Origin of the sequence: Cryobacterium sp. TMT2-4, assembly GCF_004402575.1 — a bacterium.
GTDB lineage: Bacteria > Actinomycetota > Actinomycetes > Actinomycetales > Microbacteriaceae > Cryobacterium > Cryobacterium sandaracinum.
Genome location: NZ_SOGE01000012.1, coordinates 1 through 19,702, shown reverse-complemented (window position 1 = coordinate 19,702; position 19,702 = coordinate 1). Strand labels below are relative to the sequence as shown.

15 protein-coding genes are annotated in these 19,702 nt (G+C 68.6%); 6 read left to right on the top strand and 9 right to left on the bottom strand.

What is annotated here, in order from left to right; all coding sequences use genetic code 11:
* Position 1: 1 nt before the first annotated feature.
* Together gatC and E3O54_RS02995 are read right to left on the bottom strand one after the other, a co-directional pair.
* Positions 2-298, bottom strand: coding sequence for an Asp-tRNA(Asn)/Glu-tRNA(Gln) amidotransferase subunit GatC (gatC, locus tag E3O54_RS03000; protein ID WP_174720178.1), 297 nt, complete (start codon positions 296-298; stop codon positions 2-4).
* Positions 299-336: 38 nt separating this feature from the next.
* Entirely contained in the window at positions 337-1,665 is a 1,329-nt protein-coding gene (locus E3O54_RS02995; protein WP_134400920.1) for an alpha/beta hydrolase, read from the bottom strand.
* 298 nt (positions 1,666-1,963) lie between these two features.
* On the opposite strand from E3O54_RS02995, the gene E3O54_RS02990 reads away from it, so the two are divergent.
* A complete protein-coding gene (locus tag E3O54_RS02990) occupies positions 1,964-2,509 on the top strand; it encodes a PadR family transcriptional regulator (RefSeq protein WP_134343098.1) in 546 nt (181 codons plus the stop codon).
* On the top strand, positions 2,506-3,300 hold the full coding sequence (locus E3O54_RS02985; protein WP_134374234.1) for an alpha/beta fold hydrolase: 795 nt from the start codon (positions 2,506-2,508) through the stop codon (positions 3,298-3,300). The genes E3O54_RS02990 and E3O54_RS02985 overlap by 4 nt, the downstream gene beginning before the upstream one ends.
* A 1-nt stretch (position 3,301) precedes the next feature.
* On the opposite strand, the gene ligA is transcribed toward E3O54_RS02985, so the two are convergent.
* From ligA to E3O54_RS02960, 5 genes are all read right to left on the bottom strand, one after another.
* A complete protein-coding gene (gene ligA / locus E3O54_RS02980; protein ID WP_134400919.1) occupies positions 3,302-5,587 on the bottom strand; it encodes an NAD-dependent DNA ligase LigA in 2,286 nt (761 codons plus the stop codon).
* On the bottom strand, positions 5,580-6,749 hold the full coding sequence (gene mnmA / locus E3O54_RS02975; protein ID WP_134374238.1) for a tRNA 2-thiouridine(34) synthase MnmA: 1,170 nt from the start codon (positions 6,747-6,749) through the stop codon (positions 5,580-5,582). Before mnmA ends, ligA begins: the two co-directional genes overlap by 8 nt.
* Positions 6,750-6,904: 155 nt before the next feature.
* Entirely contained in the window at positions 6,905-7,144 is a 240-nt protein-coding gene (locus tag E3O54_RS02970; protein WP_104103220.1) for a hypothetical protein, read from the bottom strand.
* Positions 7,144-7,476 (bottom strand): winged helix-turn-helix domain-containing protein, encoded by a 333-nt coding sequence (locus E3O54_RS02965; RefSeq protein ID WP_233191536.1) that lies wholly within the window; start codon positions 7,474-7,476, stop codon positions 7,144-7,146. The genes E3O54_RS02970 and E3O54_RS02965 overlap by 1 nt, the downstream gene beginning before the upstream one ends.
* A 127-nt stretch (positions 7,477-7,603) precedes the next feature.
* Positions 7,604-8,788, bottom strand: coding sequence for a cysteine desulfurase family protein (locus E3O54_RS02960; RefSeq protein ID WP_104103217.1), 1,185 nt, complete (start codon positions 8,786-8,788; stop codon positions 7,604-7,606).
* Positions 8,789-8,883: 95 nt separating this feature from the next.
* On the opposite strand from E3O54_RS02960, the gene glgX reads away from it, so the two are divergent.
* Positions 8,884-10,926 carry a glycogen debranching protein GlgX gene (gene glgX / locus E3O54_RS02955; RefSeq protein ID WP_104103214.1) on the top strand — a complete coding sequence of 681 codons (2,043 nt, stop codon included), beginning with the start codon at positions 8,884-8,886 and terminating at the stop codon, positions 10,924-10,926.
* A 46-nt stretch (positions 10,927-10,972) separates the two neighbouring features.
* Positions 10,973-11,467 (top strand): Cys-tRNA(Pro) deacylase, encoded by a 495-nt coding sequence (ybaK, locus tag E3O54_RS02950; RefSeq protein WP_198411422.1) that lies wholly within the window; start codon positions 10,973-10,975, stop codon positions 11,465-11,467.
* 58 nt (positions 11,468-11,525) lie between these two features.
* Here ybaK and glgP read toward each other — a convergent pair whose 3' ends face one another.
* Complete coding sequence (gene glgP, locus E3O54_RS02945) at positions 11,526-14,099, bottom strand: alpha-glucan family phosphorylase (RefSeq protein WP_134400917.1); 2,574 nt, start codon at positions 14,097-14,099, stop codon at positions 11,526-11,528.
* An 80-nt stretch (positions 14,100-14,179) separates the two neighbouring features.
* On the opposite strand from glgP, the gene E3O54_RS02940 reads away from it, so the two are divergent.
* Both E3O54_RS02940 and glgB read left to right on the top strand, forming a co-directional pair.
* A complete protein-coding gene (locus E3O54_RS02940; RefSeq protein WP_174720177.1) occupies positions 14,180-16,255 on the top strand; it encodes a maltotransferase domain-containing protein in 2,076 nt (691 codons plus the stop codon).
* Positions 16,252-18,597: a 1,4-alpha-glucan branching protein GlgB gene (gene glgB / locus E3O54_RS02935; RefSeq protein WP_134400916.1), complete on the top strand. Its 2,346-nt coding sequence runs from the start codon at positions 16,252-16,254 to the stop codon at positions 18,595-18,597. The genes E3O54_RS02940 and glgB overlap by 4 nt, the downstream gene beginning before the upstream one ends.
* A gap of 203 nt (positions 18,598-18,800) precedes the next feature.
* Here the strand turns inward: glgB and E3O54_RS02930 are convergent.
* Positions 18,801-19,702: tetratricopeptide repeat protein (locus tag E3O54_RS02930; protein WP_134400915.1), on the bottom strand; the 902-nt coding region annotated here is incomplete at its 5' end.

Sequence of the window (19,702 nt, the reverse complement as noted above, 5' to 3'; positions counted from 1 at the left end):
ATTACTCCTCGTCCAGGATTGCGGGCACGCGGAACTTGTCGCCGTCCCGGTCGGGAGCCCCGGAGAGCGCCTGTTTGACCGTAAGCGAGGGGACCACCGTGTCGGCGCGGAAGACATTGGTCAGCGGCATCGGGTGGCTCGTCGCCGGCACATCCGGCTTGGCCACTTCGGCTACCTTCGCGACCGAGTCAACGATCTGACCGAGTTCAGTCGTGAGGCGGGCGATCTCCTCCGAGCTGAGGTCGATCCGGGCAAGGTTGGCCAAATGGGCAACCTGCTCGGCCGTGATTTCAGACATGTTGCTCCGTACGATCGTCGAGGGTGGATTCCCCAATTCTATTCGGAGCCGTCGGTGACAAGATCCGCGTTGCCGGTTCCGATCAACGCCATGTTGTGCAGGGACTCGCTTCCAGCGTCGAAGTAGGCGTTGTGGCCGACCGATCCGTTCAGCCAGGAGCCGGTGATCCGATCGTTCCCGCCGGACACGCCGAGGGTGTTCGCGCCGTACGACTCCGCACCGGGATCGCTGCCGAAGAAAGCGCTGTTCACGGTCGGGTCCCAGTCGGCGCTGCCCACATAGACACTGCCCGGCGCGACGCTCAGGCTGTCGACGGACTGCACCTGGCTGCCCGGGGACCCCACCAGCACCAGGGCGTCCACCCCGAACGTGCCGCGGGCCAGCGCCGTGAGCGCCACGGTCGACCCGTACGAGTGCGCGAGCACCGAAACGAAGGGCCGACGCGTGCCTCGGTCGGCCGCGATGCCCAGAGCCGACTGCTCCAGGAAGTCGGCGCCGACCTCCGCGAGGCCCGTCCCGCCCACGGTGAACACCGTGGGGGCCTCGTAGCCGATCCAGGCGATCGTGGCGACGCCGGCGGCGCGGATGCCGCCGGTCAGGGCGTGCCCGGACGGCGCCCCCCCGCGCAGCACCGCGATCTGTTCCGTGTACACGGCGTCTGCGGTGTCGGCCCAGTTGACGATCTGCTGCTCGACGGTGTAGTTCATGCCGGGTACCAGATAGGTGACGAATGCGGCGGTGTCCGGGTTGCCGAGGGCGATCGCGGCACGCCCGCCGCCTGCGGGGTCGAGGAGGATCAAGGAACGGCGCGGGGCGCCGTCGGGGGTGCTCAGTGCCGCCTTGACCTGGGTCAGGACGGCGAGTTCTCGGTTGAGCAGCGTGCGCTCGCTGTCGTCGGTCGCGTCGGCCAGCCGCTGGGTGACGTCGGCCAGGCTCTGCGTGAGGTAGCGGGCGTTGGCCCTGCCCCGCTCCCGGAAGGGGACACCCTCCAGGTTGCCCACGAGCTTGGGTGCGGCAGCCAGCAGCGACGACCGCTCGGAGGCGCCGAGTTCCGTCCAGAGGCCGGCCACCGCGGAGGCTGCGGGCGGCGCCGTCAACAGGGCGTCGACCTGGCCGGGGGACTGCTCCACGAACGCGGCCATGTCGGCCACGGAGAGAGTGGACAGCCCGGCCAGCAGGTTGGCTCCGGTCAGTCCCCGCACGGATTCGACGGTGGCGACCGTGGCGGACTTCGGCACGGATGCGATCGGCTGCGCGGACACCCGCGGGTCGCCGGCGCCGGGCCCCGCGACCGAGGTGCCGGTGCGCGCCGACAGGTTCAGCCACAACGGTTCCGCCGCGGCGGGTTCGGCGCCCCGGTTCGGCACCGGCTGGCCCTGGACTGTGGTGCTGAGAGCGTGCGCGCCAGAGGTCTCACTGACTCCATTGAGAGCCAGGGAGAGCGTTAGAACCGCCGCTTCTAACAGCAAACCTGGGCACGTCCCCTCACGAACACCGAGTAGCAAAACAACCCGGCCCCTAACAGACAAGCATTGCGTCTCCAGACTACTGAAACGGATGGTGCGGCCGTGCCCCCACAGTGGGTCTGGGAGACCCCCGATCGAGGGTCAATCGCGCCAAAGTTGATACTTGCATAAACCTATATAGGTGTGATCTCATATAAACATGTCGTTGAAAATCGCCCTCCTCGGGATCCTGGACCTCGCACCAATGACGGGATACGACCTCAAAAAGAGCATCGAGGCATCCGTCGCCCATTTCTGGTCCGCCGACCAATCCCAGATCTACCGCACGCTGGCGGCACTGGTCTCCGACGGTCTCGCCGACGTCGAGGTCATTCCGCAGGAGGGACGCCCCGACCGGCGCGAGCACCACATCACCTCGGCCGGCCGGACGGCCCTGGGCGACTGGCTGCGGGCGCCGCTGGAACCCGAAACCTCGCACGACGCGTTCCTGATGCGGCTGTTCTTCGTCGGCACCCTGGGGGTGCCGGCTACCCGGGCACTGATGCGGGCGCGGCGCGGCCAGGCCACCGCGATGCTGGCCGCACTGCGTTCCGTCGCCGAGCAGGAGCAGGCCCACCGCGAGCCCGACGATCGTGCCCCGGACGACCTCGGACGCAGGCTGCGCTTCGCAACGCTGCGGAACGGAATCCTCCACGCCGAGGCGGAACTCGCGTGGCTGGTCGAGACGAAGGAGGCCCTCGGATGAGCCGTCCCCGCCAGCGCCTGAAATTCCGCTATCCCCTGCAGCACGGCGTTGACACCACGGGGACCGACACGATCATGTTCCTGCACGGCGGCAGCGTCGCGTCGTGGTCCTGGAGACCGCAGGTGGAGGGAATGCCAGACCGGCATCTGCTCACCCCCGACCTGCCCGGTTTCGGCGCCCGGGCCGGAGAGGACTGGCTTTCCCTCGGTCAGACCGCCGACGATGTGGCCGGCATCATCGCCGCTCACGCGCGCGGCGGCCGGGCCCATCTGGTGGGGCTGTCCCTGGGCGGCCTCGTGGCCACGCACGTCATGGCCCGGCACCCGGGACTGCTGCACTCCTGCCTGGTGTCCGGCGTGCCGCTCACCGGGGTGCACGGCACGGCCCGGTTCCTGAGCACGATGCAACTGCGGCTCTGGGACCGCCCCTGGTACTGGCGGGCCCAGGCGAAGGCTTTCGGCCTGCCCGCCGACGCGGTCGACCTGTTCGTGGAACACGGACTGAGCCTCCGAACCGACAACGCCCGGCGCGTCTTCGCCGAGGTGAACCGCGGCGGCGTCCCGGAGAGGCTGCAGGACTACCGCGGCCCCCTGCTGGCGGTGGCGGGCGAACGGGAGTCCCGCCTCGTCCGGGACAGCTTTCCCGCGCTGCTCGCCCATTTGCCGCAGACTCGCGCCTGGACCGCACCCGGCATGCACCATGTCTGGAGCATCGAGGATGTGGACCTGTTCACCCGGATGGTGCTCGGTTGGGTCGACGCGTCAGAGGTGCCGGGTGAGAAGAGCCGTTGAATCAAACCGGGTCAGTGTCGGCGTCGGCGTCGGCGTCGGCCGTCGTCTCGGCCAGGGACTCCGGGCCGCTCGTGACCAGCAGGTGGAATTCTGCGGCGTCGAGGATCCGCAGGCCGAGCGCCTCCGCCTTGGCCAGCTTCGACCCCGCGCCCGGACCGGCGGCCACGAAGTCGGTATTCTTCGACACGCTCCCGGCGGATTTGCCCCCGGCGGAAATGATCGCCTCCTGCGCCTCTTCCCGGGTGTAGCCCTCGATCGAGCCGGTGGCCACCACCGTGAGCCCGGCCAGCACTCCCCCGGCCGCCGCAGCGGCTCCCGGACCGGGGTGATCCGATATGCGGAACTGAACGCCGGCCACCGTCCACTGCTCCACGATGCCCTGGTGCCAGTCCACCTCGAACCACGCGATGATGGCGTCGGCGATAATGCCGCCCACCCCGTCGACCTCGGCGAGCTCCTCGCGGGACGCGGCCCGGATCAGCTCGAGAGAACCGAAGTGGCCGGCCAGGGCGCGCGCCGCCACCGGCCCGACGTGACGGATGTTGAGGGCCACCAGAAGCCGCCACAGCGGCTTGGTCTTCGCCAGCTCGATCTCGCGCAGGAGCTTCTGCGCACTCGACGACGGCTGCGGTCCCTCGACGCCCTTCTTCTTCTCGGCGGCCGTGGGGTTGCGCCGGAACGGCGTGCGCAGCCGCACGGAGCCGTCATCCTCTTCCTTGGCCAGCCCGGTCTCGGCGTCCCGCACGATGACCTCGATCGGCAGCAGGTCGTCGAGGGTGAGGTCGAACAGGCCGGCCTCGGTGGGCAGGGGCGGCTCCACCGGACGGGTGGGCTGGGTGAGAGCGGCGGCAGCCACCTCGCCGAGCACCTCGATGTCGAGGGCGCCGCGGGAGCCGATGTGCTCGACCCGGCCGCGCACCTGAGCCGGGCAGCTGCGCGCGTTCGGGCAGCGGAGGTCGATGTCGCCCTCCTTGGCCGGGGCGAGCGGCGTGCCGCACTCCGGGCAGTTCACCGGCATGACGAAGGCTCGCTCGGTGCCGTCGCGCAGCTCGACCACCGGGCCGAGCACCTCGGGGATGACGTCGCCGGCCTTGCGCAGCACGACGATGTCGCCGATCAGGATGCCCTTGGCTTGGACCACGTCCTGGTTGTGCAGGGTGGCCTGGCGCACCTCGGAACCGGCGACCCGCACCTTCTTCATGACGGCGAACGGCGTGGCCCGGCCGGTCCGGCCGACGCTGACGACGATGTCGAGCAGCCTGGTGTTGACCTGCTCGGGCGGGTACTTGTAGGCGATCGCCCAGCGCGGCGCCCGGCTGGTGGCACCGAGTTCGGCGTGCAGGGCCAGCTCGTCGACCTTGATCACGATGCCGTCGATCTCGTGGTCGACGCTGGCGCGGTGCTCGCCGTAGTAGGCGACGAAGTCCGCCGCGAGAGCCGCGGAGGGTTCCACCCGGTAGTAGCTGCTGGTAGGCAGACCCCAGCCCTGCAACAGCTCGTAGACCCCGGATTGGGACGCGACCGGCGGGGTGGACCACGCGCCGATGCCGTGCACCAGCATCCGGAGCCGGCCGAGCCTGGCCCGCATCAGGCGCAGCGGTTCCGCGGCCTTACCCTCGGCCTTCTGGCGCAGGGAGCCGGCCGCCGCGTTGCGCGGATTCGCGAAGACGCGTTCGCCGGCGGCGACCTGCTGCGCGTTGAGCTCGAGGAATTCGGCGACCGGGAAGAACACCTCACCGCGCACTTCCATCAGGGGCGGATGCCCGGTGCCCCGCAGTTTTCTCGGAATGCCGGGCACCAAGGCGACGTTCTCACTGACGTCCTCGCCGACCACCCCGTCGCCGCGGGTGGCGGCGCTGACCAGCACCCCCTGCTCGTAGCGCAGGTTGATCGCGAGTCCGTCGATTTTGAGCTCGCAGAGGTAGTGCACGGGTCGCCCGGCGTCCCGTTCGACCTTCGCGGCCCAGAGGCCGAATTCGTCGAGCGAGAAGACGTTGTCGAGGCTGAGCATGCGTTCGGCATGCTGCACCGGATCGAACAGGCTGGTCTCGGCGCGGCCGCCCACGGTCTGGGTGGGGCTGTCCTGACTGGCCAGCTCGGGGAATTCCCGCTCGAGCTCGGCGAGGCGGTGCACCAACGCGTCGTATTCCGCGTCGGTGATGACGGCCTCGTTGCGGTCGTAGTACGCGTCCCGGGCTTCCAGGATGCGCTGGGTCAGGTCGGAGACCTCGGCCGCGGCGACGTGCAGGGGCGCGTCTGCCGCCGGGTCGGGCGCCGGGCTATGCATCGACGGCGACCGCACTGACGGCACTAACCGTGCGATCGATGGTGCACTGCCCGAGCACGCGGGTGCCGAGGTAGACGACGGCGGTCTGCCCGGGCGCGACGCCGGTGAGCGGCTCGGCCGGGATGATCACGAGCTCGGTGGTGGCGCCGCTCCCGCGGCTCGCGCTGGTCTCGGCGGACGAGCCGGCCTTGAGCGGAACGACCTGGGCCACGGCGGGAACCGGGTCGGCGTGGGCGCGGATCTGCACGTCGCAGTCGAAGGCGATCTCCGGGTGCGCGGGGGCCACGCCGCACCAGGTGAACTTCGTGCCGGCGATCTTCTTGATCGCGAGCGCCTCTTTCGGCCCGACGATGACGGTGTTGGAGATCGGGCGCACCTCGAGCACGAACCGGGGCTTGCCGTCGGCGGCCGGGGTGCCGATCTGCAGCCCCTTGCGCTGCCCGACGGTGAACGCGGCCGCCCCGTCGTGCGTGCCGAGGGTGTTGCCGTCCCGGTCGAGGATGTCCCCGGTCGCCGGCGGCACGCGCTCGGCCAGCCAGCCTCGGGTGTCGCCGTCGGGGATGAAGCAGATGTCGTAGGAGTCGGGCTTGTTCGCCACCGAGAAACCGCGCGCCGCGGCCTCCGCTCGCACCTCGGCCTTGGACGGCGTCGCGCCGAGCGGGAACATCGAGTGCGCCAGTTGGTCCTGGGTGAGCACGCCGAGCACATAGGACTGGTCCTTGGCCCAGGCGCTGGCGCGGTGCAGCTCGCGGTTGCCGTCGGCATCCGTCACGATCGTGGCGTAGTGACCGGTGGCGACGGCATCGAAGCCCAGGTCGAGGGCCTTTTCGAGCAGGGCGGCGAACTTGATGCGCTCGTTGCAGCGCATGCAGGGGTTCGGGGTGCGGCCAGCGGCGTATTCGGCGATGAAGTCGTCGACCACGTCGAGCTTGAACCGCTCGGAGAAGTCCCAGACGTAGTACGGGATGCCGATGATGTTGGCCGCCCGCTGGGCATCCATCGAGTCCTCGACCGTGCAGCAGCCGCGGCTGCCGGTGCGCAGGGTTCCGGGCATCCGGCTGAGGGCCAGGTGCACCCCGACCACCTCGTGTCCCGCCTCGACCATGCGGGCTGCGGCGACGGCGGAGTCCACCCCACCGCTCATTGCTGCCAAAACCTTCACTTGACGAGTGTAATCGGGTGAGCGCCCCCGCGCAGCCCTCGCGCAGCCCCCGCGCAGCCCTCGCGCAGCCCTCGCGCAGCTCCCGCGCAACGAAACGATGGGCCGGGACGAGCGACGACAGACGCCCGCGGCACCAGCCAGGGCCAGGGCCAGTGTCAGGGGATATCGGTCAGGGTTCGCTCAATCGAGGCGAGGCGAAGCTCCAGCAGGGCGAGCCGGTCGAGCACGGCCTGGTTGCTCGCGGTGCTCTGCTCGACGAGGCCGCGCAGGTCCGCCGCTTCGGCGAACTCCGCCTGCTTCTCGCGCGACCGCAGCACGGCCGCCACGATGCTCGATGTGACGCCGGCGATAATGCCGACAATGGCGATCCAGGCGAACCAGGGAATGTTGTCCATCAATGTGTGCTTTCTGTGTCGGCTGCGACCGCCGCAACGATGCGTGCGACGTTGGTGGTGACCTCGAACGAAACGACCTCGAAAAATTTCAGGGCCTTGCCGTCGTCGGAGAGTTCGAGGTGCCCGGTCACGTAACCGGCCGATTCGAGTCGTTGCAGGTGCATGTACAGCAGGGCCCGGGACATCCCCAGCCGGCGGGCGAGCTCACTCACATGGAGGGACTCCTCCGCCAGCAGGGCGATGATGCGGAACCGGTGCGGGTTGGCGAGGGCGGACAGCCGGGCGATCTCCTCGTCGAGCGTCATCGTGCCCACGCTCCCCTCGACATCCATCTACCTGCAATAAATACCTTACACGTGTAGGCCCAAGCCGTCCAGCACCGCCACGTCAGCCGCGCGGCAGCTGCGCCGCGGGTGAGGAGCGACGACGTGCAGCAGAGCACGGATGCCGCGGCGCGGCTCAGCGGCCCGGCATCCGGTCGGCCAGGCCGGCCCGGGCCGCCCGGACGTGGGCGGCCGGGAGAGCGGCGAGCAGAGCGTCGACGTCGGCCTCGGTGTTGGTGCGGCCGAGGGTGATCCGCAGGGCGCCGCGCGCCTCCACTTCGCTGCGGCCCATGGCGCGCAGCACGTGGGAGGGCTCGGCCACGCCCGCCTGGCAGGCAGACCCCGTGGACACCGAGATGCCCGCCACGTCGAGCAGGAACAGGAGCGAGTCACCCTCGCAGCCCGGGAAGCTGAAATGCGCGGTGCCCGGCAGATGGTTTTGCGGGTCCGGGTCGCCGTTCACCACAACGGAGGGTACGGCCGAAGAGACGCCGACGACGAGTCGCTCGCGCAGCGCGGAGATCCGCGCGTTCTCCGCTGGAAGGTCGTGCAGGGCGTTTGCCGCGACCGCGAATGCCACGGCCGCCGCGACGTCCTGGGTGCCGCTGCGTACCTGACGCTGCTGCCCGCCGCCGTGCAGCAGCGGCTCGACCGTGGCCCGGCGCGAGAGGGCGAGCGCCCCGATCCCCACCGGGCCGCCGATCTTGTGTGCCGAGACGCTGAGCGCGGCCACGCCGGCCTGGCTGAGGGCGTGGAAATCGATCGGAACGTGGCCGTACGCCGCCACCGCGTCGACGTGCACCGGGATGCCGTGCGCCGCGGCGAGCGCGGCCACCTCGGCGACCGGCTGCAGGGTTCCGACCTCGTTGTTGGCGCTGAGACAGGTGATCAGGGCGATGTCGTCGGGGTTCGCGGCGATGGATTGGGCAACCGCTGCCAGGTCGATCCGGCCGACGGCGTCCAGCGGCAGCCACTCGACTACGGCTCCCTCGTGCCGATCGAGCCACTCGACCGTGTCCATGGTGGCGTGGTGCTCGCCTCCGGGAACGAGGATGCGGGTGCGCGGCTGCCTGGCCCAGAACAGCCCCTTGATGCCGAGGTTGATCGCCTCGGTGCCGCCGCCGGTGAAGACTACCTCGATCGGGTCGCAGCCGAGGCTGGCAGCGACCTGCTCGCGGGCCTCCTCGAGCATCCGTTTTGCGTTCTGACCCTGGCTGTGAACGGATGCGGGATTGCCCACCACCCCCATCGCCCGAACGTAGGCGTCAATGGCTTCGGGCAGCATGGGGGTGGTTGCCGCATGGTCCAGATAGATCGCCATCTCGCTCCTTTCGCGCTCGCTCGAGTTTCGCCAGGTCCCACCGGCGGGTCTCCTGGTGGTAAATCACGGCTTCTGTACTCATTACTCTAGAACGCATGACCCCGCCTGATCCCCTGCGCAGCCTCGGCGTGCGAGTCACGACCCACGGCGGCGAACTCCGCGTGTGGTCGGAGACCGCCGACGCCATCGACCTGTGCATCTTCGACGCCACCGACCCCCACTGGATCATCAAGACCGTGCCCATGGTCAAGGATGAGCACGGCGTCTGGTCCGGACACTCCCGAACCCTCTCCCCCGGACGCCGCTACGGCATCCGCGTCTCTGGTCCCACCGCCCCCCGCAACTCCTTCCACCCCGAGAAGACACTGATCGAACCCTATTCCCGGGGACTCGTGCGGGTCGGCCCCGACCAGTGGCAGTCTTCCGTAGTCGACGGCGATTTCGACTGGGCCGGTTCGGTCAAACCGAGGATCGCCCTGGACCACACCGTGGTCTACGAGGCCCACGTTCGCGGCCTCACCAACCTCAGCCCCTCGGTGCCGGCGAACCTCCGCGGCACCTATGCGGGCCTTGCCCACGAGTCGACCATCGGCTACCTGAAGAACCTCGGCGTGACCAGCGTCGAACTGTTGCCGGTGCAGGCGTTCGTGTCCGAGCAGCGCCTGATAAAGCAGGGTCTGAGCAATTATTGGGGTTACAACACCTTCAACTTCTTTTCACCGCACGCCGACTACGCCACCCAGAAGTCCCAGGCCGCCGGTCCCGAAGCGGTGCTCCGGGAATTCAAGGGCATGGTCAAGCTCCTACACGAGGCCGGCCTCGAGGTCATCCTCGACGTGGTCTACAACCACACCGCCGAGGAGGGCCCGAACGGCCCCGTCAGCAGCCTCCGCGGCATCGACAACGCCGCCTACTACCGGCAGAACAGCGCCGGCGGATACATCGACGTCACGGGTTGCGGCAACACCCTGAACGTCTCCCACGACGTTCCCCGCCGACTCGTGCTCGACTCGCTGCGCTACTGGGCGAACGAGGTGCAGATCGACGGTTTCCGCTTCGACCTGTCCGCCACGCTCGCCCGGGACGAGAACGTCGACTTCCAGGCGGACAGCCCGCTGCTCGCCTCGATCACGGCCGACCCGGAACTCTCGACGGTCAAGCTGATCGCCGAGCCCTGGGACATCGGGATGGGCGGCTGGCAGACCGGCAATTTCCCGGACGGCTGGACCGAGTGGAACGACCGCTACCGCGACCGCATGCGGTCGTTCTGGCTGACCGACCTGGCGGCCGCCCGCGACGGGCACGCCGGGAGCGGGATCGGGCGCTTTGCGACCCGCCTCGCAGGTTCCGCGAACACCTTCTCCCGGGAGCGCGGCCCGCTCGCCTCGCTCAACTTCATCACGGCCCACGACGGTTTCACGATGGCCGATTTGACCTCGTACAACGTCAAGCACAACGTCGGCAACGGGGAGTCGAACCGCGACGGCACCGACTCCAACAACTCGTTCAATCACGGCGCGGAGGGTCCGACCCGGGACCGGGACATCCTGACCGCCCGGCGCAAGGCCATGCGCAACCTGCTCGCGACCCTGCTGCTGTCGGCCGGCGTGCCGATGATCACCGCGGGCGACGAATTCGGTCGCAGCCAGCGCGGCAACAACAACGCCTACTGCCACGACAGTGAGCTCACCTGGTTGAATTGGGACCTCGACGACTGGCAGGAGGACCTGCACCGGGTGACTCGGCGCCTGCTCCAGCTGCGCCGCGAGAACCCGGCGCTGCGCCCGGTACGGTTCGGACGCCCCGGTGAGACGACCCTCAGCGCCAGCGAAATGAACTGGTACAACGCGGAGGGCCGGTCCATGTCCGAGGACGACTGGCACTCGTCCGGTGAGCGCACTCTGCAGTACCTGGCGGCGAGCACCCCGGAGCACGAGGATTTCAACCGTATCCTGCTGATCGTGCAGGGCCGTGAGGAGGAGGTGACGGTGACGCTGCCCCTGCACACGGGCGTCACCTCGTACTCGCTGCTCTGGGATTCCAGCCACGACGACCTGAGCGACGCCGTCATCGAGCACGCCCCCGGCGACCGGTTCCTCGTACCGGCCGCCTCGATGCAGCTGCTCCGGGCGCACTGAGCGTGGGCAACCGGACCATGGGCAACCGGACCGGGGGCCGCTGACCGTGGCCAAACGGGTGGAGGGAAGCGCCGGTACTCCGGCGACGGTAGCGCTGGTGCGCGCCGGCATCCCTTTCACCCCGCACGCCTACCCGCACGAGGCGTCGTCGACGAGTTTCGGCCTGGAAGCGGCGGAGAAACTCGACGTCGCCGCCGGCCGGGTGTTCAAGACTCTGCTGACGGATGTCGACGGCCGGCTGGTCGTCGGCGTCGTGCCGGTCACCGGCCAGCTCGACCTCAAGGCCTTGGCCACCGCCGTGGGTGCAAAGAGGGCCGTGATGGCAGACCCGTCGCTCGCCGAGCGCAAGACCGGCTACGTGGTGGGCGGTATCAGCCCGATCGGCCAGAAGAGCCGGCTCACGACCGTGGTCGACGAGAGCGCCCTGACGTTCGACACCGTCTTCGTCTCCGGCGGGCGCCGCGGTTTCGACATCGAGCTGACGCCGGCCGATCTGGCCCGGGCCGCCTCCGCGGTCTTCGCGGCGATCGCGCGCCCGTAACCGCACGAAAAAACACCTCCGTCGGAACGAAGGTGCTTTTTCGTGAGGCCGGTCAGCGCTAGCCGGCGACGGCGATCAGACCCATCTCGGCGGGGCTCACCAGAAGCGCGTTGTGCGGCACGACCCGCACCGTGTAGCCGAATGCGCCACCACGGTCGAGTTCTATCGTGCCGGTGAAGAGCGTCGGCGTACTGGCATCCGTCGCACCGGTCCCCAACGGTTCCGTATTGAGCGGCAGGGTGTTGACGTCACTCAGGTCGTCATTGGTGAGGCTCTTGCCGTAGACGACCTCGACGGTGACGTCCTCGGGCGCAAGACCGTTCAACTGCACGTGTGCGCGGAGGTGCAGTTCGTCGCCGACCTGCGGCACCGGGGCGACGCCGCCGGATTCGACGTGGGTCACGGCGACGCCGGGCCAGGCCGAGACGATCCGCCCCTTCCAGGCGGCCAATTCCCGGGCGGCCCGGTAGTTGTTCTCGGACAGGCGGGCCGCGGCCGTGCCGGCAGGCCGGTACAGCTCCTGCACGTACTGGCGCACCATCCGACCGGCGTTGAGTTCCGGTGAGAGCTTCGCGAGCGTCTGCCGAATCGAGGAGACCCAGCGTTCGGGCACTCCGTCGGCGTTGCGGTCGTAGAACTTCGGTGCGACCTGGTGCTCGATCAGCTCGTACAGCGCGTCCGCCTCGAGCCGGTCACGTTCGGCCGCGTCACCGGCGGCGTCTGCGGTGGGGATCGCCCAACCGTTGTTGCCGTCGTAGTATTCCGGCCACCAGCCGTCGAGGATCGACAGGTTGAGGGCGCCGTTGAGGGCCGCCTTCATGCCGGACGTGCCGCACGCCTCGAGCGGGCGCAGCGGATTGTTGAGCCAGACATCCGTGCCTGGGTACATCAGCTGGGCCATACCGATGTTGTAGTCGGGCAGGAACGCGATCTTGGTGCGCAGCGCCGGGTCGGCCGCGAACTGCACGATCCTCTGGATCAGGCGCTTGCCCTCCTCGTCGGCCGGATGCGATTTGCCTGCGATTACGATTTGGATCGGGTGTTCGGAGTGCAGCAGCAGCGCGCGCAACCGCTCGGGGTCGTGCAGCATCAGGGTCAGGCGTTTGTAGGTCGGCACGCGGCGGGCGAACCCGATCGTGAGAACGTTCGGGTCGAAGACCCGCCCGATCCAGGACGGCACGATGCCGCCCGGGTTCTGGCCCTCCCAGGCCGCGGCGATCCGTCGGCGGGCGTCCTCGACGAACTGCAGGCGCATCTGGCCGCGCACCTGCCACAGGTCCGTGTCGGACACGGCGGGCGACGCCCAATCGGCGTCGGACGTGTCGCTGGTGCCCAGACGGCTCTGCGCGAGCGCGAGAAGGGCCGGGTCGGTCCAGGTGGGGGCGTGCACACCGTTCGTGATCGAGGCGATCGGCACGTCGTCGGCGTCGAAACCTGGCCATAGACCCTTGAACATCACCCGGCTGACCTCGCCGTGCAGCTTCGAGACGCCGTTGGCGCGCTGCCCCAGTCGCAGGCCCATCAGGGCCATGTTGAAGACGTCCGGGTTGCCATCCTGGAAGTTCTCCGCGCCGAGGGCGAGGAGGTCGTCGACGGCGACGCCCGGAAGCAGGTCGGTCTCGAAGTAGCGCCGCACCAGGCTGCGCTCGAACCGGTCGATGCCGGCGGCGACCGGCGTGTGGGTCGTGAACACCGTTCCGGCCCGGGCCACCTGCAGCGCCTCCGAAAAACTGAGCCCCTCGCCGATCAGGCTGGAGATGCGCTCGAGGCCGAGAAAACCGGCGTGACCCTCGTTGGTGTGGAACACCTCAGGGTCGGCCTGGCCGTTGAGGCTGCTCCACTTCTTCACGGCGCGCGCGCCGCCGATGCCGAGCAGCAGCTCCTGCAGCAGACGGTGTTCGCCGCCGCCGCCGTACAGGCGGTCGGTGACCAGTCGCAGGTCGTCGGTGTTCTCGGGGATGTCGGTGTCGAGCATCAAGAGCCGGATGCGACCGACCATCGCCTGCCAGACCCGCGCGTGCAGGGTCCGGTCGTCGGGAAGTGCGAGGGAGACCTGGACGGGCGAGCCGTCGGCCCGGCGCAGCACCGACAGCGGCAGGCCGTCGGGGTCGAGCAGCGGGTAGCTCTCCAGCTGCCAGCCGTCGGGTGAGATGGCCTGGCTGAAGTACCCGGCACGGTAGAACAGGCCAACACCGACCAGCGGCACGCCAAGGTCCGAGGCGCTCTTCAGGTGATCGCCGGCGAGGATGCCGAGGCCGCCCGAGTACTGCGGCAACGCGGCGGCGATGCCGAACTCCGGGGAAAAATAGGCGATGGATGCCGGCTTGTCGCCCTCGAGCCCCTGGTACCAGCGGGGCTTCTCGAGGTACTCGCGCAGTTCGTCGCGGGTGGCGTTCGCCCACGCCACGTAGTCGTTGTCCTGGGCGAGGGCTTCGAGGCGGGCCGTGTCGACGGCCCCCAGCAACGCGACCGGGTCGGTACCGCTCTCACGCCACAATTTAGGGGCGATGTGCTCGAACAACTGGCGGGTCGGCTCATGCCAGGACCAGCGCAGGTTGCCGGCAAGCTCGTCGAGCGCGGCGAGCGACTCGGGCAGCACGGTTCGGACGGTAAATTTGCGGATCGCTTTCACATCCTCAGCCTAGGCGCGGGGCGTGTCCGGCGGGTGAATAGAGGCAGCATTACACCCCCAATCCGCGCTACGGTCAGTAGGTGGCTAAGACAGTAAAACGCACAGGCGCGGCTCCTGAAACCCTCGGCGCGGTTCAGGAAGTCCAGACGACAGACCCGGCAGAACCCCGGATCGGCCGTATCCCGATCCTCGATCTGTCCCCTCAGTTGAACGACGACCTCTGGCCCGCGAAGGCGTTCGTGGGCGAAGCGGTTCCGTTCGCCGCGACCGCGTTCAGGGAGGGACACGACCTCATCGGCGTCATGCTGCTGCTGACCGCTCCCGATGGAACCGAGTCGCAGCATCCGATGTCCCTGAACTCCCCCGGCACCGACCGCTGGGAGACGCTCGTCACCCTCGGAACCCAGGGCCGCTGGACCTACCGCGTGCGCGCCTACGCCGACGACTGGGCCACCTGGCGGCACAACGCCTCGCTGAAGATCCCCGCCGAGGTCGATGTGGAACTCATGTTCCTGATCGGCTCTGAGCTGCTCATCCGAGAGAGCGCCGTCAAGACCCGCCCTCTGAACGAGCGGCGCACGTTCACCGCGGCCGCGAAGTCCCTCGTCGACCCGGCCAAGTCCGTCGCCGCCCGCTTCGATGTGCTCAGCAGTCCGAAGCTGGCTGCCGCGGCCGCCGTGCGCCCGCTGGCTAGCCTCGAATCCGTCTCGGAATCCCGGACCGTGCTGGTCGAACGCACCCGGGCCGGCGTCGGCTCCTGGTACGAGTTCTTCCCTCGGTCGGAGGGCGCCGTGAAGCGCGCCGACGGCTCCTGGCAGAGCGGCACCTTCCGCACCGCGGCTAACCGGCTTCCGGCCGTCGCCGCGATGGGCTTCAACGTGCTCTACCTGCCGCCGATCCACCCGATCGGCCTGGCTTTCCGCAAGGGACCCAACAACACCCTTAACGCCGGACCGAACGACCCCGGCTCGCCCTGGGCGATCGGGTCGGCGGACGGCGGCCACGACGCCATCCACCCGGACCTCGGCACCGTCGCCGACTTCCAGTTCTTTCTTGCGGTCGCTCGCGAGAACGGCCTCGAGGTCGCGCTCGACCTGGCCCTGCAGGCGTCGCCCGACCACCCCTGGGTCACCGAGCACCCGGAGTGGTTCACCACGCTGCCCGACGGGTCCATCGCCTACGCCGAGAACCCGCCGAAGAAGTATCAGGACATCTACCCGGTCAACTTTGACAACGACCCTCTGGGTATCCGCGCCGAGGTGCTGCGGATCGTGCGGTACTGGATCGGAGTGGGCGTCAATATCTTCCGGGTCGACAACCCGCACACGAAGCCGCTCGATTTCTGGGAGTGGCTGATTTTCGAGATCAACGCCGAATTCCCCGATGTCTTCTTCCTCGCCGAGGCCTTCACCCGGCCGGCCCTGCTGCAGGGCCTGGGCAAGGTGGGGTTCCAGCAGTCGTACACCTACTTCACCTGGCGCAACACGAAGCAGGAACTTGCGGAATTCTTCGATGGCCTCGCCCACGAGACCGCCGACTTCCTGCGACCGAACCTGTTCGTGAACACTCCCGACATCCTCTCCGAGTATCTGCAGTTCGGCGGCCCGGCGGCGTTCAAGATCCGGGCGGCCCTCGCGGCCACCGCGGCGCCGACCTGGGGCGTGTACACGGGCTTCGACCTGTTTGAGTGCGTGGCCCGGCCCGGCGCCGAGGAGAACATCGACAACGAGAAGTACCAGTACCGGCCGCGTGACTTCGCGGGCGCCGAAGCGGCCGGCGCGTCCCTGGCGCCCTACCTCACCCTCCTCAACCGCATCCGCGCCGAGCACCCGGCCCTCGGGCAGCTGCGCAACCTCGATCTCCACGAGAGCGAAGACGAGGGGATCCTCGTCTACAGCAAATTCCTCGACGCGCCGTTCACAGGCAGCGGGCACTCGGACGCGTTGATCATCGTCGCCAACGTCGACCCCCACTCCGTGCGCCAAACCGTCGTGCACCTCGACGTCGCCCGGTTCGGTCTGCCGTACGGCTCCGTGTTCGAGGTCGAGGACCTGATCACCGGTGCCATCTGGACCTGGTCGGCCGACAACTTCGTGCGCCTCAACGCATTCACCGAACCGGTGCACATCCTGCACGTGAAAGGACCAGCTCAATGAAGCACGCACAGGGAGGTCCGGCGGCCAAAAGGGCCGCAGACAAGAAGACCGCTGACAAGAAGACCCTGGACAAGGCGGGCGCCGCCCAGCCTCAGGGAACCGTCAAGGCGAGCGTGCCGAAGCCTGCCGGAGCGCTGCACTCCCCCGCGCCGTTCGAGCTGCCGGTCATCGCCGACCACGTCCTCCAGGCCGTCTCCACCGGCAGCTACTACAACCCGCACGAGGTCCTCGGCCAGCACCTGATCGAGCAGGCCGGTATCGCGGACCCGCTCACCGTCATCCGTGCCCTCCGCCCGCTCGCGACCGAGGTCTTCGCCGTGCTGCCCACGGGCGCGCATGTGGAGCTGGCTCACCTGGGCCACGGTATCTGGCAGGGCGTGAGCACTCTCGGCCTTCAGGACTACCTGCTGGAGGCCCGCTACAGCGACGCCCCCACCTGGATCGTCGATGACCCCTATCGCTACCTGCCCACCCTCGGCGAACTCGACCTGCACCTTCTCGGCGAGGGTCGACACGAACGCCTGTGGGATGTTCTCGGCGCCCACTACCGGCCGAACGCGGGCCCGCTCGGCACCACGTCTGGCACATCCTTCGCCGTGTGGGCCCCGCATGCCCGAGCCGTCCGCGTGATCGGCGACTTCAACGCCTGGACCGGCACGCTGCACGCCATGCGCAACATGGGCAGCACCGGGGTCTGGGAGTTGTTCGTGCCCGGGCTGACCGCCGGCTCCAACTACAAGTTCGAGCTGATGACCCGCTCGGGCGACTGGGTGCGTAAGGCCGACCCGATGGCCCGCTACACCGAGATCCCGCCCAAGACGGCCTCCATCATCGGTGAGACCAGCTACGAGTGGGCGGATGCCCGCTGGCTCACCGACCGTTCGGCCACCGACCCCCACAACCGGGCCATGAGCATCTACGAGATGCACGTCGGGTCGTGGCGTCCGGGGCTGAGCTACCGCGACCTCGCCGACCAGCTGATCGACTATCTGAACGAACTGGCGTTCACGCACGTGGAGTTCATGCCGCTCACCGAGCATCCGTTCGGCGGCTCGTGGGGCTACCAGGTCACCGGCTACTACGCGCCGACGAGCCGGTTCGGCCACCCCGACGACCTGCGCTACCTGATCGACCGGCTGCACCAGGCCGGCATCGGCGTCTTGATGGACTGGGTGCCCGGGCACTTCCCGAAGGACGACTTTGCGCTGGCCCGCTTCGACGGCGAAGCGCTGTATGAGCATCCCGACCCTCGCCGCGGCGAGCAGATGGACTGGGGCACCTACGTCTTCGACTTCGGCCAGAAGCAGGTTCGCAACTTTCTGGTCGCGAACGCCCTCTACTGGCTCGAGGAGTTCCACATCGACGGGCTGCGGGTCGACGCCGTGGCCTCGATGCTCTACCTGGACTACTCCCGCGAAGACGGTCAGTGGGAGCCGAACATCCACGGCGGCAACGAGAACCTCGAGGCGATCAGCCTGTTGCAGGAGATCACGGCCACCGCCTACAAGCGCAATCCCGGAGCGGTCATGATCGCCGAGGAGTCCACTAACTGGGGTGGGGTCACGGCGCAGACCAGTGCCGGTGGTCTCGGGTTCGGTTTCAAATGGAACATGGGCTGGATGCACGACACGCTGGAGTACATGCAGGTCGACCCGATGTACCGGGCGCACCACCACAACCAGATCACGTTCTCATTCGTCTACGCGTTCAGCGAGAATTTCCTGTTGCCGATCAGCCACGACGAGGTCGTGCACGGCAAGGGCTCGCTGGTCGCGAAGATGCCCGGTGACTCCTGGCAGCAGCTCGCCAACGTGCGCGCCTACCTCGCCTTCATGTGGGCGCACCCCGGCAAGCAACTTCTGTTCATGGGCCAGGAATTCGGGCAGCGCTCCGAGTGGAGCGAAGAGCGCGGCCTGGACTGGTGGACCCTCGACCAGCCGGCTCACCGCGGCCTGTTCACGCTTGTCGGTCAACTGAACCGGGTGTACCGGTCGAACCCGAGCCTTTGGGCTAAGGACAACGACCCGAGCGGCTTCGAGCTGCTCGAGGGCGGCGCGGCCGCCCAGAACGTGGTCTCGTTCCTGCGCTGGGACGCCGACGGCAACCCCATTGCCTGCCTGTTCAACTTCTCCGGGGCGCCGCACAACGGTTACCAGATCGGCCTGCCGTTCGCCGGGGTGTGGGAAGAGATTCTGAACACGGATGCCGCGGACTTCGGCGGCTCCGGGGTCGGAAACCTGGGTGCCGTGACCGCGCTCGACGTGCCGTGGGCCGGACGCCCGGCATCCGCTGTGGTGACCCTGCCCCCGCTGGCCGGTCTCTGGCTGCGCCTGCAACGCTGACCCGCTTCGCCCCAGTTCGCGAGAGCGCGGAAATGGCCCCGTCGAAACGCCGACGGGGCCATTTTGTTGCCACTTCGGACGCGTGGGCCTGAGCGACTCCATTCCAAACGAATTCGACGGAGATTTTGCCGAAATCAGCTCTAGACACCACTAAAAAACGGTTCTAGACCAAAATCTCCGTCGAATTGGTTCGACGCCGTCGTCTAGTACAGCAGCGCGGTGAGGCGGGAGCGGGTGGGCGGCACCCGCGGGTCGTCTTGGCCGATGACCTCGAACATCTCCAGGATGCGCTCGCGGATCAGGTTGCGGCCGGCCGGCTCCTGCGCGGGAAAGAGGGCGAGCAGCCGATCGAAGGCATCCTCGATGTGACCGCCGGAGAGGTCGAGGTCGGCGACCGCGAGCTGCGTGAGCAGGTCGTCGGGCGCGGCCGCGGCGGCTGAGCGGATCTCGGCCATGGTCTTGCCGTGCAACCGGGCCAGAAGGCTCACCTGGGCCAGGCCGGCGACGGCCATCTGGTCCCGGGGGTCCCGCGCCAGCGCGGTCTTGTAGAGAGCGATCGCCGCGTCATAGTCTCCGCGGTCGATGGCGTCGTAGGCCTCTTGGTGCAGCGGCGGCAGCTCGGGTTCTCCGGAGGCCGGTGCCTCCGCTTCGGCGTCGCCGGAGGCCTCCGGGGCGGCGGCCATGGCGGTGACGCCGTGCTGCGCCGCGAGCTCGAAGACCCGGTGCAGAACCTCGCGCACCTGGCCCTCAGGCAGTGCGCCACTGAACAGCTGCACCGGCTGACCGCCGATCACGGCGGCCACGGTCGGGATCGATTGCGCCTGGAAGGCCTGGGTGAGCTGCGGGTTCGAGTCCACGTCGACCTTGGCCAGCACGAACTGGCCGGCGTATTCCAGGACGAGCTTTTCCAGGATCGGCGTGAGCTGCTTGCACGGCTCACACCATTCGGCCCAGAGGTCCACGATGACCGGAACACTCATCGAGAGTTCCAGTATTTCGCCGAAATTCGCATCCGTGCCCTCGAGCACGAGGCTGGGTACCGCGACCGGACCCGCCGCGGGTGTACCGGGTGCGCCCGGCGCCGGCGGTGCGCCCGGCGCCGGCG

Bases quoted from the DNA above. Each gene is read 5' to 3' on its own strand.
- gatC (WP_174720178.1), bottom strand. From the start codon at position 298: ATGTCTGAAATCACGGCCGAGCAGGTTGCCCATTTGGCCAACCTTGCC.
- E3O54_RS02990 (WP_134343098.1), top strand. From the start codon at position 1,964: ATGTCGTTGAAAATCGCCCTCCTCGGGATCCTGGACCTCGCACCAATG.
- E3O54_RS02985 (WP_134374234.1), top strand. From the start codon at position 2,506: ATGAGCCGTCCCCGCCAGCGCCTGAAATTCCGCTATCCCCTGCAGCAC.
- ligA (WP_134400919.1), bottom strand. From the start codon at position 5,587: ATGCATAGCCCGGCGCCCGACCCGGCGGCAGACGCGCCCCTGCACGTC.
- E3O54_RS02970 (WP_104103220.1), bottom strand. From the start codon at position 7,144: ATGGACAACATTCCCTGGTTCGCCTGGATCGCCATTGTCGGCATTATC.
- E3O54_RS02965 (WP_233191536.1), bottom strand. From the start codon at position 7,476: ATGGATGTCGAGGGGAGCGTGGGCACGATGACGCTCGACGAGGAGATC.
- E3O54_RS02960 (WP_104103217.1), bottom strand. From the start codon at position 8,788: ATGGCGATCTATCTGGACCATGCGGCAACCACCCCCATGCTGCCCGAA.
- glgX (WP_104103214.1), top strand. From the start codon at position 8,884: ATGACCCCGCCTGATCCCCTGCGCAGCCTCGGCGTGCGAGTCACGACC.
- glgB (WP_134400916.1), top strand. From the start codon at position 16,252: ATGAAGCACGCACAGGGAGGTCCGGCGGCCAAAAGGGCCGCAGACAAG.